15 protein-coding genes are annotated in these 13956 nt (G+C 70.7%); 11 read left to right on the top strand and 4 right to left on the bottom strand.

What is annotated here, in order from left to right:
• Position 1: 1 nt before the first annotated feature.
• Both ACFO6S_RS14050 and ACFO6S_RS14045 read right to left on the bottom strand, forming a co-directional pair.
• Positions 2–628 carry a response regulator gene (locus ACFO6S_RS14050; RefSeq protein WP_378417933.1) on the bottom strand — a complete coding sequence of 209 codons (627 nt, stop codon included), beginning with the start codon at positions 626–628 and terminating at the stop codon, positions 2–4.
• The gene (locus tag ACFO6S_RS14045; RefSeq protein WP_378417932.1) at positions 625–1815 is read right to left on the bottom strand and encodes a sensor histidine kinase; all 1191 of its coding nucleotides are present in this window, start codon (positions 1813–1815) and stop codon (positions 625–627) included. Before ACFO6S_RS14045 ends, ACFO6S_RS14050 begins: the two co-directional genes overlap by 4 nt.
• Before the next feature lie 183 nt (positions 1816–1998).
• Between ACFO6S_RS14045 and ACFO6S_RS14040 the strand changes: the two genes are divergently transcribed.
• Complete coding sequence (locus ACFO6S_RS14040; protein ID WP_378417930.1) at positions 1999–2580, top strand: GlcG/HbpS family heme-binding protein; 582 nt, start codon at positions 1999–2001, stop codon at positions 2578–2580.
• 2 nt (positions 2581–2582) lie between these two features.
• Positions 2583–3371 (top strand): ankyrin repeat domain-containing protein, encoded by a 789-nt coding sequence (locus ACFO6S_RS14035; protein ID WP_378417929.1) that lies wholly within the window; start codon positions 2583–2585, stop codon positions 3369–3371.
• A 3-nt stretch (positions 3372–3374) separates the two neighbouring features.
• On the opposite strand, the gene ACFO6S_RS14030 is transcribed toward ACFO6S_RS14035, so the two are convergent.
• Positions 3375–3845, bottom strand: coding sequence for an SRPBCC family protein (locus tag ACFO6S_RS14030; protein WP_378417927.1), 471 nt, complete (start codon positions 3843–3845; stop codon positions 3375–3377).
• Positions 3846–4043: 198 nt separating this feature from the next.
• On the opposite strand from ACFO6S_RS14030, the gene ACFO6S_RS14025 reads away from it, so the two are divergent.
• From ACFO6S_RS14025 to ACFO6S_RS13990, 8 genes are all read left to right on the top strand, one after another.
• Positions 4044–4211: a hypothetical protein gene (locus ACFO6S_RS14025; protein WP_378417926.1), complete on the top strand. Its 168-nt coding sequence runs from the start codon at positions 4044–4046 to the stop codon at positions 4209–4211.
• A gap of 78 nt (positions 4212–4289) precedes the next feature.
• The gene (locus tag ACFO6S_RS14020) at positions 4290–4643 is read left to right on the top strand and encodes a GntR family transcriptional regulator (RefSeq protein WP_378417924.1); all 354 of its coding nucleotides are present in this window, start codon (positions 4290–4292) and stop codon (positions 4641–4643) included.
• Positions 4640–5611: a DUF1648 domain-containing protein gene (locus tag ACFO6S_RS14015; protein ID WP_378417922.1), complete on the top strand. Its 972-nt coding sequence runs from the start codon at positions 4640–4642 to the stop codon at positions 5609–5611. The genes ACFO6S_RS14020 and ACFO6S_RS14015 overlap by 4 nt, the downstream gene beginning before the upstream one ends.
• Before the next feature lie 87 nt (positions 5612–5698).
• Positions 5699–6490: an HAD-IIA family hydrolase gene (locus ACFO6S_RS14010; protein WP_378417920.1), complete on the top strand. Its 792-nt coding sequence runs from the start codon at positions 5699–5701 to the stop codon at positions 6488–6490.
• A 204-nt stretch (positions 6491–6694) separates the two neighbouring features.
• Entirely contained in the window at positions 6695–7165 is a 471-nt protein-coding gene (locus tag ACFO6S_RS14005) for a DUF6764 family protein (protein ID WP_378418146.1), read from the top strand.
• 265 nt (positions 7166–7430) lie between these two features.
• Positions 7431–9056: a chaperonin GroEL gene (groL, locus tag ACFO6S_RS14000; protein WP_378417919.1), complete on the top strand. Its 1626-nt coding sequence runs from the start codon at positions 7431–7433 to the stop codon at positions 9054–9056.
• Positions 9057–9337: 281 nt separating this feature from the next.
• Positions 9338–10372, top strand: coding sequence for an alpha/beta hydrolase (locus tag ACFO6S_RS13995; protein ID WP_378417917.1), 1035 nt, complete (start codon positions 9338–9340; stop codon positions 10370–10372).
• 224 nt (positions 10373–10596) lie between these two features.
• On the top strand, positions 10597–11925 hold the full coding sequence (locus ACFO6S_RS13990; protein WP_378417915.1) for an anaerobic C4-dicarboxylate transporter: 1329 nt from the start codon (positions 10597–10599) through the stop codon (positions 11923–11925).
• A 20-nt stretch (positions 11926–11945) separates the two neighbouring features.
• On the opposite strand, the gene ACFO6S_RS13985 is transcribed toward ACFO6S_RS13990, so the two are convergent.
• Positions 11946–13061 carry an N-formylglutamate amidohydrolase gene (locus ACFO6S_RS13985; RefSeq protein ID WP_378417913.1) on the bottom strand — a complete coding sequence of 372 codons (1116 nt, stop codon included), beginning with the start codon at positions 13059–13061 and terminating at the stop codon, positions 11946–11948.
• 45 nt (positions 13062–13106) lie between these two features.
• Between ACFO6S_RS13985 and ACFO6S_RS13980 the strand changes: the two genes are divergently transcribed.
• On the top strand, positions 13107–13940 hold the full coding sequence (locus ACFO6S_RS13980; RefSeq protein WP_378417911.1) for an alpha/beta hydrolase family protein: 834 nt from the start codon (positions 13107–13109) through the stop codon (positions 13938–13940).
• Positions 13941–13956 lie beyond the last annotated feature (16 nt).

Genomic DNA, 13956 nt, shown 5'->3' with positions numbered 1-13956 from the left:
GTCAGCGGATCCCGTCACGGCGCAGCGCGGCCGACACGGCGCCTGCCCTGCTGTCCACGCCGAGCTTGGCGTAGATGTGCGCCAGGTGCGTCTTCACCGTGGCCTCGCTGATGAACAGCCGCCTGCCGAGTTCCTTGTTGGTCAGGCCCTCGGCGAGCAGGGTGAGCAGTTCCGCCTCGCGCGCGGTGAGGGCCTCGTCGGGCCGGCGCATCTGGTGCAGCAGCCGGGCGGCCACCGGCGGCGACAGCACGCTCTGGCCCGCGACCGCGCCCCGGACGGCCCCGAAGATCTCCGGTGGGGTCGAGTCCTTGAGCAGGTAGCCGATGGCGCCTGCGTCGACGGCGCGGACCACGTCGGCGTCCGTGTCGTAGGTGGTGAAGACCAGCACGGGCAGGTCGGGGTGTACGGCCCGGATCCGCCGGATCGCCTCGATGCCGTCGATCCCCGCACCCAGGGAGAGGTCCATCATCACCAGGTCCGGCACTTGCTCCGCGACCATCGTGACGGCCTGTTCGCCGGACCCGGCCTCGGCGGTCACCTCGATGTCGGGCTGCGAGTCCAGCAGCGCCCGCAGGCCCGCGCGCACCACCAGATGGTCGTCGACCAGCAGCACGGTGATGGTGCTCATCGGGCACCGCCCGCGGGGATCAGCGCGGCGACGACGGTGCCCTCGCCGGGGGCGCTCTCCACCGTGAGGGTGCCGCCCAGCGACTCCGCCCGCTGCCGCATCGCGTGCAGGCCGAACCCGCCCGCTGCGGAGGCGGGTGCCACCTCGTTCACCACGAAGCCGCGGCCGTCGTCGAACACGTCCAGGGCGACGGACTCCGGAAGGTAGGTCAGGGTCACCCCCAGAGTCTGCGCGTTCGCGTGACGTTTCACGTTGGCGGCCGCGCTCTGGGTGATCCGGAGCAGCGCGTGCCCGACCTCCGAGGGCAGCGGGACCGGCGTGCCGACCACCCGCAGTTGCGCCGACGGGAAGTAGCCCCGAGCCGCGTCGAGCAGGATGGCGTCCAGGGGCCGGGCCTCGAGGTCCGGCGAGGCCAGGTAGTGCACCAGGTTCCGGGTCTCGGCCAGGTTCGCACGCAGGGCGGCGGTGGCGATCGCGACCTCCTCGCGAGCCTCGGAGCCGGGCCGGTCCCATTGTTCGGCGGCAGCCTCGAGATGCAGCAGGCTGCTGGTCAGGCCCTGCGTGACGGTGTCGTGGATTTCCCGGGCCAGCCGGTCCCGTTCGGACCGCACCCCCGCGTCCCGCTCGGTCTCGGCGAGCCGGGTCTTCGCCGCCGCGACCTCCTCGAACAGGCGCACCCGTTCCCGGCTGTCCCGTTCGATCTGGCCGTACGCGATCACCACGAGCGCGCCGGTGCAGATCGGGCCGATCAGGACGGCCCACTCGGTGCGGCCGCTGAAGTTGAAGAAGGCGACGCTGGTGACCACCGCGAGCGCCGCGACGATCAGGTACGCCGTCCGGTTCGAGAACGCGCGGGTGCAGAGGAAGAACATCGGGAACGCGCACCACGCGAAGCTCGGCGCCAGCCACACCAGCACCGCCCAGGTGGTCAGCACCGGCCACACCCAGGGCTGCCAGACGGCGGCCCGGTGGGACAGGAACACGGTCACGGCGTAGAGCGCGGCCAGCGCGACAATCAGGGCGGCGACGATGACGAACCGGCCGCTGACCCCGTGGTAGGTCAGGTAGCGGGCGGTCGAGGTCGCCAGCAGCACGTAGAACGAGACGTGGATCGCGACGTCGATCGGTCCTCGGAAGTCCCGGTCGGCAGGGATCCGGTCGCCGTCGGCGGTGGCAGGGCTGGACATCGGCTCGATGCTACGGATCCGCCGCGTCCGCCGGATCGGCCATTCGGATGATCTCCTCGCCCCCGGACGGCTGACCGGGAGGCAGACGTCGGCCCGATGCGGGCGGGTTGGCCCGGCGGCGAGGCTGGAATCCGTCAGCCCGACCGCGCACGGTCGGTCACGCCGCTACCGAAAGGCCCCGCGATGAACCTCTCCCGCCGACTGCCCAAGACCCTCGCCGTGATCGTCCCGCTCGCGGCGATCCTCGCCACCGCGGCGTGCGGAAGTGGGATCGACGAGAAGGTGGCGTCGGCCACCCCGGTCGCCACCGCAACCCAGCCTGCCGACGAGCCGGCCGAGACGGGCACGGCGACCGCGACCCGGTTGACCGTCGGCGCCGCGGGCACGGCCGCCCAGGCCGCGCTCGCGAAGTGCCAGGCCGACGGACTCGGCTTCGTCACCGTGGCCGTGGTGGACCGCAACGGCAACGTGCAGGCGATGCTGCGCGGTGACAACGCGGCTCAGCACACCGTCGAGGCTGCCCGCCAGAAGGGATACACGGCAGCGGCTTTCGGCGCCAACACCAGCGATCTGGCCGGTCGAGCCAAGGGCGACGGCGCCACCGTCGCGGACCTGGACGGCACCCTGTTCCTGCCCGGCGGCGTCACCGTGAAGGCAGGCAACGCCTCCATTGCGGGCATCGGCGTGGGTGGGGCCCCGGACGGCATGGCCGATCAGGCGTGCGCCGCGGCCGGCCTCGACGCCATCGCCGGATCGCTGCGGTAGCGGTGAACGCCCAGACGAGGCGCGCGTCGGCCGCCGCAGTCCTCGCCGCCGCGGTGGTTGTCGGCGCCGCCTGCGGCGGCCCGGACCCGGCGGTCGATGCCGGGCCGCCCACCACCCGGGCGTCGGCGTCGGCGTCGGCGTCCCCGTCCTCGCCCGTGGCCGCGGCCCCGCCCGAGGCCGAGACCACGCCGGTCTCCACCCCGCCGCTGGAGCGGTCGCTGTTCGCGGCGGTCCGGGCGGACGACGCCGATGCGGTGCGCGCGGCGCTCGCCGGCGGTGCGGCGCTCGAGGCTCGCGGAGACGGCGGGCAGACCCCGCTCGTGGCGGCGGCGAAGGCGAACGCGGTGACCGCGGCCCGGGTGCTCGTGACGGCGGGCGCCGACGTGAATGCCAAGGACGACATGGAAGATTCGGCGTTCCTCTACGCGGGCGCGGAGGGACGCGACGAGATCCTCGCGCTGACCCTCGCGCACGGCGCGGACGTCAGCGCCACCAACAGGTTCGGCGGCACGGCGCTGATCCCGGCTGCCGAGCACGGCCATGTCGAGACGGTGCGCACCCTGATCCGGGCCGGCGTCCCCGTCGACCACGTCAACGAGCCGGGTTGGACCGCGCTGCTCGAGGCGGTGGTCTACGGCGACGGGTCGGCTCGCTACCAGGATGTGGTCGGGCAGTTGCTCGCGGCGGGCGCCGACCGGTCGATCGGGGACGCGGACGGCCGGACCGCGCTGCAGCACGCGCAGCGCCGCGGCCAGGAGGAGGTCGCGGCGCTGCTGCGGGACGGACGCTGACGGTCAGCCGCGGGCGCGGGCCTTCGACTCGACCTCGGACTTGATCCGGGTGAGGGTGGTGTTCATGCCCTTGACCATGTCCTCTTCGAAGCCCGCGGTACCGCCCATGAACTTGTCGACCAGGAACGACGAGATCTTGGTGGTACCGGTCGGTGCCTCGCGACGCTCGGTGAGGGTGGAGGTCTTGTCGCCGGCAGTGATCTCGTAGGTCCAGATGGTGTGGTTCTCCACCACGCGCCAGGCGATGGCCTGATTCGGCTCGAAGCGGATGACCTTCGAGGACGTCGGCCACACCAGCAGCCCCTTCTTGTTCAGGTTGAAGGTCTTGGTGCCGCCCCGGACCTCGCCGCCGAGGACCCGCATCATCCGGCACTGCGGGCTCCACTCGCCCATCCGCTTGAGGTCGGAGATCACGGTCCACACCTCGGCCGGTGTGGCGTCGATGTCGATGCTGGCCTCGAGGGTGTTCGTCACTGATCTGCTCCGGTTCGTCAATTTTATGAAACTTGGAGTAACGGATACATCTTGCCCGAATGTCGCCGGGCGTCAAGGGTTGGCGGCGGCCCGTGGCGTCGGGCGTCGGAGGTGTGTAATGCCGGGCGGGGAACGGGCGATGAACAGGGTATCCAGGCCGGGAGCGGCCAGCGGTGTTTCGACCAGCGATGGACCGGAGTGATCGTCGTGAAGATTCCAGTTGTGAGGCGCCACGCCCGCCTGCGGCCAGTCCCGATTCTGAAGTCCGCCCGCATGAAGGGCCGGCCGGAATCCTGGCCTGGTGAACAGCTCGAACGGTTGCTGACCCCGCGCGAGCTCGACGAGATCTGGCGCGGCCACCTGTAGCGGATCCGCTCGCCGGATCGATCCGGCTCCGGCCGTCCCAAGTTGTTCTATTAGGACTAGAACTAATAGGGTGTGGGTGTGCTCATCCGCATTGACCAGTCCGCGGCCGTCCCGCTCTTCGAGCAGGTGGCCGCCAGCGTCCGTCGCGCCATCGCGGACGGCTCCGCCGCCCCGGGCGAGCGCCTGCCGGGCGCCCGGGATCTCGCCACCTCGCTGGAGCTCAACGTGCACACGGTGCTGCGCGGGTACCAGTTGCTGCGCGACGAGGGCCTGATCGAACTGCGGCGCGGTCGCGGTGCCGTGGTGGTGGCCGGGGCGCGGGATCGTGGACGGCTGCAGCAGGCCGTCCGGGACCTGGTCGCCGAGGCCCGACGCCTCGGGCTGAGCACAGCTGACGTGGTTCCCCTCGTGGAGAAGGAGATGTCGACGTGACCAAGCAGGTTTCCTGGGGCCGGATGCTCGGGGCGGGAGTGGCGCCGCCGGCGGTTGCCCTGGCCGGGTCGATGGTGCTGCTCTCCCGCTGGTCCGATGAGCTGCCGGATCCGCTGGCGGTGCACTTCGGTGTGAACGGCGAGGCGGACGGATTCGCCTCGCTGCGGTCGGTGGCGTGGTCGGCCTGGGCCGGGCCCGCGGTCGCGCTGTTGTTGTGCCTGATCACCGCGGGAATGGCAGGCCGGGACCGGCGGACTGTCCGGCACGTCGTCGCCGCCGCGTCGGGGTTGGGGGTGGCGCTGGCGATCCTGCCCGCGCTGATGGCGGCGCCGCAGCGCGGTGTCGCGACGGCCGAGACCGTCTCGCTCTCCCCGGTTGCCCTGTTCGGCAGCCTCGCGCTCGCTGTGGTCGGTGCGGGACTGGCAGCTCTGGCGGTGCCCCGCCCGGAGCCGGTCACGGCGGTGGGCCCGCCGCCGGTCGACGCACCTCGGATTCCGCTGGCCCCGGGGGAGCGGGTGAGCTGGACCGGCCGGGCCGGCATGCCGTGGTGGGTGGGGTTGGTGCCCGCCGGGGTCGTCCTGGTGGTGCTGGCGCTGTCGGCCCGTTCGCTGGTGGCGATGCTGGTGACCGTCCTGGCCGGCGTGCTGGTGCTCGTGTTGTTGCTGGCGCCGGTGCGGGTGGTCGTCGACGAGAGCGGTCTCGCGACGCGCTGGTTGGGCGTCTTCCGTCCCACGATCCCGCTCGCCGAGGTGTCGACGGGGGAGTGTGTGCGGGTCGGCTGGCTCAACCGGTACGGCGGGTTCGGCTACCGCGTCGGTCCCGGCGGGGTCGGGGTGATCGTCCGGCCCGGTCCGGCGCTGCGTGTCGTCCGGGGCGACGGCTCGCGGTTCACGGTCACCGTCGACGGTGCCGATCAGGCCGCCGAGGTGCTCAACGCGCTGGCCGCCCGGGGACGCGTCGCGGGCTGACGTCCGCGGCCGGCGAGGCGCGGCCGGCGCTTGCCGGGCCCGGGTGCGGGGGCCATGGTGGAACCGGGCGTCGGAAGGGGTGTCGCGATGACCGGCAACGGCGAACTCGAGGGCGTGCTGTTCGACATCGACGGGGTGCTGGTCACCTCGTGGCGGCCGCTGGTCGGCGCCGCCGCGGCGCTGGACGCGGTCCGGGCTCGGGGGCTCGGGCGTGCCTTCCTCACCAACACCACCTCCTGCACCCGGGCGGAGATCGCCCGCGCGCTGCGGGACTGCGGCCTGGCGGTTCGCGACGAGGAGATCGTCACCGCGGTCGCGCTCACCGCGCAGTACCTGCGCCGTACCCACCCCGGGGCGCGCTGCCTGCTCGTCAACCACGGCGACATCGCCGCGGACCTGGCCGGTATCGAACTCGACGACCGTCGCCCCGAGGTGGTGGTGCTCGGCGGTGCCGGACCGGAGTTCGACCATCGCACCCTGAGCCGGGTGGTGGAGCTGATGCAGGACGGGGTCCCGGTGGTCGCGATGCAGGGCGGTCTGACCTGGGCGACGGACGACGGCCTGCGCATCGACACCGGCACCTACCTGCCCGGGCTGGAGGCGGCGGGTGGCGCGGCCGTCACGGTGATCGGCAAGCCGGCGGCGGCCGGGTTCGTCGCGGCCGCCGCGCTGACGGGCAGCGAGGTCGGGCGGACCGCGATGATCGGCGACGACCTTCGCAGCGACGTGCTGGCCGCGCAGTCCGCCGGACTGACCGGAATCCTGGTTCGGACCGGCAAGTTCCGGCCCGCCGTTCTGGAGGCCGCGCCCGCCCGCCCGGACCACATTCTCGACTCGGTGGCGGACCTGCCGGCGCTGCTGGACGAGCTGGTCGGCTGATCGGATTCCGGGCCCGGACGCGAGGTGCGCGGCGGGCCTCGTGGGTCCGCCGCAAACCGCAACGAAATCGATACCCGGCGCGCGGGAACTTTGGGTACCGTCGCCCACGTGCACGCCCGAAGTGTCGGCGTGCCGACCACACCCATTCGAAGGAGATCCGTGCTGATCAACACCCGCACCCGTTCCCAGGTCCGCGCTCTCGTCATGCGGGCCGGTGTGTCGATGGCGGCAGGCGCCGCAGTCGTGGGAGGGATCATGGTGGGCGGTACCGGCGTGGCGTCGGCCGCGCAGGTCAACTGCGTGTCGCCGCCGACGGCAAACGACATCCAGGTGATCGGCGACGCGAGCTGCGGTGCGACGGCCACCGGCACCGGCCTGGCCAACTCGGGCGCCACCGAGAGCGGTACCGCGGTCAGCGTGGCCGACGGCGGCTCGGCGACGACCTTCGCGACGGGCTTCGGCGTCGCGTTGGCCGGGGCGAAGGGCGTCGGTCAGTCCTACGCCTACTCCATCGGCGGCGGCATCTCGCGCTCCTACGCGGAGAACGGCCACACCACCGTCGCGCTGGCCGGTTGGGGCAGTGGCGCGACCGCCGAGGCCAACGGCGTCAACTGCGTCGGCCCGATGTCCTTTGCGATCAATCTGAACACCGGTGCGGTCTGCGCGTTGCGCTAGCCGCGAACCGGCCGCCTGCGGCGCCCGCTGTCCTTGCACTCGGCATCGACGAGTGCTAAAAATGCACTTGGCACTCGCTATACGCGAGTGCCAGGTCGGGACGGTGAGACTGGGATTCATCGACACCCCTGGTCGTCCGTCGCGGGCGCCGCGCCCGGCCGGAAGTGCAATAGGGGCTGCCCGTCACGTGGTTGCCCCGTGCCGATGAGGTGACCCGACGAGCGGTCATCTTGTGTGTCACCCCAATCCGGAGGATCACTTCGCAATGGCCAAGATCATCGCGTTCGACGAAGAGGCCCGTCGCGGTCTCGAGCGAGGCCTCAACGCCCTCGCCGATGCTGTCAAGGTGACGTTGGGCCCCAAGGGTCGCAACGTCGTGCTGGAAAAGAAGTGGGGCGCCCCCACGATCACCAACGACGGTGTGTCCATCGCCAAGGAGATCGAGCTCGAGGATCCCTACGAGAAGATCGGCGCCGAGCTCGTCAAGGAGGTCGCCAAGAAGACTGACGACGTCGCTGGCGACGGCACCACCACCGCCACCGTGCTCGCCCAGGCGCTCGTGCGCGAGGGCCTGCGCAACGTCGCGGCCGGCGCGAACCCGCTCGGCCTCAAGCGCGGCATCGAGAAGGCCGTCGAGGCCGTCACGGTCCGTCTGCTCGAGACCGCCAAGGAGATCGACACCAAGGAGCAGATCGCTGCTACCGCTGGTATCTCCGCGGGCGACGCGTCCATCGGCGAGCTCATCGCCGAGGCCATGGACAAGGTCGGCAAGGAAGGCGTCATCACGGTCGAGGAGTCCAACACCTTCGGCCTGCAGCTCGAGCTCACCGAGGGCATGCGCTTCGACAAGGGCTACATCTCGGCGTACTTCGCCACCGACGCCGAGCGCCAGGAAGCCGTCCTCGAGGACGTCTACATCCTGCTCGTCAGCTCCAAGATCTCCACGGTCAAGGACCTGCTGCCGCTGCTGGAGAAGGTCATCCAGTCCGGCAAGCCGTTGCTGATCATCGCCGAGGACGTCGAGGGCGAGGCCCTGTCCACCCTGGTGGTCAACAAGATCCGTGGCACCTTCAAGTCTGTCGCCGTCAAGGCTCCCGGCTTCGGTGACCGTCGCAAGGCGCAGCTCGCCGACATCGCCATCCTCACCGGTGGCGAGGTCATCAGCGAAGAGGTCGGACTCTCCCTGGAGACCGCCGGACTCGAGCTGCTCGGTCAGGCCCGCAAGGTCGTCATCACCAAGGACGAGACCACCATCGTCGAGGGTGCAGGCGACGCCGAGGCCATCGCCGGTCGCGTCAACCAGATCCGCGCCGAGATCGAGGCGTCGGACTCCGACTACGACCGTGAGAAGCTGCAGGAGCGCCTGGCCAAGCTGGCCGGTGGCGTTGCTGTCATCAAGGCGGGCGCGGCGACCGAGGTCGAGCTCAAGGAGCGCAAGCACCGCATCGAAGATGCCGTGCGCAACGCCAAGGCTGCCGTCGAGGAGGGCATCGTCGCCGGCGGCGGCGTCGCCCTGCTGCAGGCCGCTCCCGCGCTCGACGCCCTCGAGCTCGTGGGTGACGAGGCCACCGGTGCCAACATCGTGCGCGTCGCGCTCGAGGCCCCGCTCAAGCAGATCGCGTTCAACGCCGGCCTCGAGCCCGGCGTCGTCGCGGAGAAGGTGCGCAACCTGCCCGCCGGTCACGGCCTCAACGCCGCGACCAACGAGTACGGCGACCTCCTCGCGGCCGGCATCAACGACCCGGTCAAGGTCACCCGCTCGGCGCTGCAGAACGCGGCGTCCATCGCGGCCCTGTTCCTGACCACCGAGGCCGTCGTCGCCGACAAGCCGGAGAAGGCCGGAGCGCCCGCGGGCGATCCGACCGGTGGCATGGGCGGCATGGACTTCTAAGTCCGTCTCTTCCACACGCACGGGGTTCGGATCGCCTTTTCGAGGTGGTCCGGACCCCGTCGCGTTTGCGGGAAGCCTGGACGGGCTCGGTTCCGACCAGGTGATTTACTCAATGAGTTGACTATTTTTTGCCAATCACTGGACACCGTGCGGCCGCACCAGTCAGACTGGCGGCGACACAGCTGGCAACGGTTCCCCTCGACTGCGGGTGGAACCGTTGCCGCTGTATAAAAGGCAGATCGAGTAGCCACTCACCAAAGTCGACAAGTCAAGGTGGACGAATGCGCAAGTTTGGACGATCCGGTCGAGCAGGTCGGATCGCGGCCGCGACGGCCGCGCTGACGATCCTGCCGCTCTTCGGCAGCAGCATGGCGCAGGCCGAGCCTGCCACCGCCGAGACGGCAACCGTGAAGTCCGCGGACGGTTCCTACCTGCAGCGGATCGAGGGCACCGGCCGCCAGCAGACCGCCTACGTGTGGTCGGCCGCGATGAACCGGACCATCCCGCTGAAGCTGCAGCGTCCCGCCGACCAGTCGAAGCCGGCTCCCACCCTGTACCTGCTCAACGGTGCGGGCGGCGGCGAGGACAGCGCGACCTGGCAGCGGCGCACGGACATCGCCGATTTCTTCAAGGACAAGGAAGTCAACGTGGTCACCCCCGTTGGCGGCGCGTTCAGCTACTACACCGACTGGCAGAAGCCCGACCCCAAGCTCGGCAACAACAAGTGGACGACGTTCCTCACGCAGGAACTGCCGCCCCTGATCGATGCCGGGCTCAAGACCAACGGCGTCAACGCGCTCGCGGGCATCTCCATGGCGGGCACCTCGGTGCTCAACCTGGCCATCGCGGCACCGACGCTGTACAAGAGCGTCGGCGCCTACAGCGGTTGCGCGGAGACCAGCACCCCGGCGGGTCGCGCCTACATCGACATGGTCGTCGATTCGCGCGGCGGCGGCGACACCACGAACATGTGGGGCGACAAGAACGATCCGATGTGGGTCGAGAACGACCCGGTTGCCCAGGCGGAGAAGCTGCGCGGCGTGAAGATGTGGATCTCCACCGGCAACGGCCTGCCCGGACCGCATGACACCCTCGAGGCCACCGGTGGCGTCTCGGGCCTCGCGAACCAGGCCATCGTCGGCGGCGTCATCGAGGGTGCGACCCTGCTGTGCACCAGCAACCTGGCCCGGCGCCTGGCCGATCTGAAGATCCCGGCAGTCGTCGACTTCCGCCCGAACGGCACCCACTCGTGGGGCTACTGGCAGGACGACCTGCACAAGTCCTGGCCGATGCTGGCCGACTCGATCGGTATCTGACACACCGACACCGAGCAACAGCTGACACGGCGCCGATCCCGCACTGCGGGGTCGGCGCCGTTGCTTGTTCCGGAAGGACCACGGCGGCTTCGGAATCGCCCCGGAGCGTCGCGTCGCACCTGCCCGTCGAAACTCCTATGCGTCGGTAACATCCCGCACAGTCGCGGGTAAGGCCGACACGGTCGGGGCTCGCACGTCGAGACAGGTGGATGCGTGTGGATTCGGTGAAGCTCGTGCTGGAGTTGATCGTGGTGCTCGGCGCCATCGTCATGGGCACCCGATCGAGCGGTGTCGCACTCGGTCTCTGGGGCGGCGCCGGTGTCGCCGTGCTGGTGTTCGTGTTCGGGGAGGACGTCGGCAGTCCGCCGGTCGACGCGCTGCTGATCATCCTGTCCGTGGTGCTGGCGTCCTCGATGATGCAGGCCGCGGGCGGCATCGACTGGATGGTGACGATCGCCGCGGACCTGATCGCCAAGCGGCCCAAGCAGATCACGCTGATCGCCCCGCTGGTCTCGTTCCTGTTCTCGGTCGGCGCCGGTACCTCCAACATCCTGTACCCGCTGCTGCCCGTCATCTACGACGCCTCCTACCGCAACGGGATCCGGCCGTCGCGGCCGCTGTCGCTGTCGGTGGTCGCGACCGGCGTCGCCCTCGCCTGCAGCCCGGTCTCCGCCGCGATGGCCGCGATGGTCACGCTCACCGACGTGGCACCGTACGACTTCGAGCTGATCGACATCATCATGATCACCTTCCCCGCCGCGGTCATCGGCATCGTCGCGTCCTCCATCGTCGTCAACCGGTTGGGCAAGGACATCGAGGACGACCCGGAGATCCAGGCGCGCATCGCGTCGGGCGCGATCGCCGCGCCGTCGGCAGCCGGGGCGAACAAGGTCGAACTCAAGGCGTCCAACGAGGGCCGCAACGCCGCGCTGATCTTCCTGCTCGGCGTCGCCGCCATCGTGGTGTTCGGTCTGTTCAAGGAGATCCGCCCCGAGGCAGCGGACGGATCGCCGATGGGGATGACGCCGATCATCGAGATGATCATGTTCGTGGTCGGCACCCTGATCCTCTTGGTCAGCCGCCCGAACGTCGCCGACGTGCCCACCATGTCGGTGTTCAAGGCCGGCATGGTCTCCGCCATCGCACTTTTCGGTCTGGCGTGGCTGACGGACACCTTCATCAGCGCCCACCTGGAGCTGATCACCAGCACCGTCGGGGACTGGGTCAACGCATGGCCGTGGATCTTCGCGCTCGGTGTGTTCCTGGTCTGCGTGCTCACCACCAGCCAGTCCACGGCGACCCGGACCATCGTGCCGATCGGCCTGGCCGCGGGGCTCGCACCCGGACTGCTCACGGGCATGTGGGCCGGCGCCTTCGCCGGCATCTACCTGTTGCCCACCAACGGGTCACAGATCGCGGCCGCCAACTTCGACGAGTCCGGCAGCACCAAGCTCGGCACCAAGCTGGTGGACCACTCGTTCTTCGTGCCCACCCTCGTGCTGGCGGCCACCACGATCGCCGCCGGCTCGGTGATCGGACTGCTGCTCGGCTGAGACCGAAGGGCCAGGGCCGGTCAGCCGCGGTCGCGGTACGCGTCCCAACTGGCCTTGCAGGCCCGGGCCAGCATGTCGACGCGCTCGGGGTCGGGATCGGGCCAGCCGACGCCGGGGGACTGCAGGGTCTCGGTCAGCGCCGGGCCGAGCAGGTACTCGCGACGGAACTCGGCCTGGACCGCGCCGAGCGCCACCCCGGCCGCGGTCGCCCGCGGGCCAAGCGCGCGGAAACGTGCGCCCGCCGAGATGATCTCCTGGCTGCCCAGGTACGGCTGGTTGAGCAGGACGTCGTCCGGGTCGGCCACCTCGAACCCCGCACGATGGGCGCGCGCCAACGCCCGCACGGAATCCGGATCCATGGTCACGGGGTTGTCGTCGATCCGGTCGCCGCGATGGTCGCCGCGGTTGGACAGTGCCACCACGTCCGGCAGCCGGTCCGCCGCGGCGCGCTCGACGTTGACCGCGCCGTCGCGAGTGGTGGTGTGGTTCATGGTGTCGTGGAACGAGAGCGTGGTGAACTCGACGCGACCGGAGTCCGGGCGCGCCGCCCTCGTGAAGGCGAGCTCGACCATCCGCTCGATCAGCTGGTCGCGGGTCCGCTCGTAGACTCCGAGCCCCCGCTCGGCCACCTCGGCGAAGGTCTCGGCCAGCCGCCGCAGCCCGGCGTCGTCGGCCGGTTCGCGCAGCAACGGGTAGAAGGAGAAGGTGACCGGGCGGATGGCGTCCACGCCGGTCAGGTCCACCTTGTTCCAGGCGCCTGCCGCGCGGACCCGGGCGAAGGCCTCGCGCAGGGTCTCGTAGAGGTCGGCGGGCTTGGCCCGGTTCGGGTCTCGCAGCATCCGCGGGTGCGGGTTCTCCACGTACACGATCCGCGGGTCGATCTGCGCCCAGCGTCGCACCACCGGCGCGGTCGAACAATCCGAGAAGTCGAACTGCAGCCGCCGGGTGAACTCGGGGGCCAGGAACTCGGCCAGCTCGGCGGGGATCGCGGCGCCCGAGTGCGGGCAGCTGACGAGCAGGTCGGCCTCGGCGAGCGCCTCGTCCAGGGTGCGCCGGGTGGGATCGGCATAGAAGGTCAGGTCCGCCGGCGTGAACGTGGTGCCGGCGGGCAGCAGAAGCGGATCAGCAGGTGACATGGTCGAACACTATCGGCCACGCCGTCGACGGGAGAGTATTGACGCGTGGAGACGATTCCGATTCAGGTCCCAGACGGCACGACGCTCCCGGTGCGACTTTTCCCGGGTCGGGAGGGGGCGCCGGTGGTGGTGATCTTCCCCGGTCTCGGGGTGCCCGGCGGCTACTACGACCTGTTCGCGCGGGCGTTGGTGGACCGCGGGTTCAACGCCGCCGTCGGCGAGCTGCGCGGGCAGGGCGACAGCAGGCCACGGCCGGGTCCGGGCAGTGCGTACGGCTACCAGGAGCTGGCGGCGGTGGACTACCCGGCGGTCTTCGAGGTGGTGCGCGAGCGGTTCCCGGCGAGTACGCCGTACCTGCTCGGGCACAGCATGGGCGGCCAGCTCGGGGTGATGTACGCGGCCCGGGCACGGGGCCGGCTCGGCGGGCTGATCCTGGTCGCGTCGGGCTCGCCGTATCACCGCAGGCACGGCGCGGTGCGCGGCACCGGACTGCTGCTGGGGTCGGCGGCGATGTCGGTGACGGCCAATGTCGCCGGGTTCTGGCCGGGGGACCGACTCGACGTCGGCGGGTTCGGCAGGCAGTCGCGGGTGCTGATCGCGGACTGGTCGCGGTTCGCGCGGACCGGCACCTTCGAACCGGAGGGGGCGGACATCGACTACGAGGAACGAATCGGAAGGCTGACCCTGCCGGTGCTGTCGATCTCCGTCGAGGACGACGACCTGGCGCCCAAGCCGGCGATCGCGCACCTGGTCCGCAAGCTGCCGGATGCGGACGTCACCACCTGGCACCAGCCGGAGCCGCTGGGGCACAACGGCTGGATTCGCAAGCCGGACACCACCGCGGACCGGATCGCGCAGTGGTTGGACGACCGGTCCTGACCGCGAGCCCCCCGGA

It is taken from the genome of Rhodococcus kronopolitis (assembly GCF_042654025.1).
Taxonomy (GTDB): domain Bacteria; phylum Actinomycetota; class Actinomycetes; order Mycobacteriales; family Mycobacteriaceae; genus Rhodococcus_G; species Rhodococcus_G kronopolitis.
Note: the sequence above shows the minus strand (reverse complement) of the source record. Positions and strands in the feature narration are given on the sequence as shown.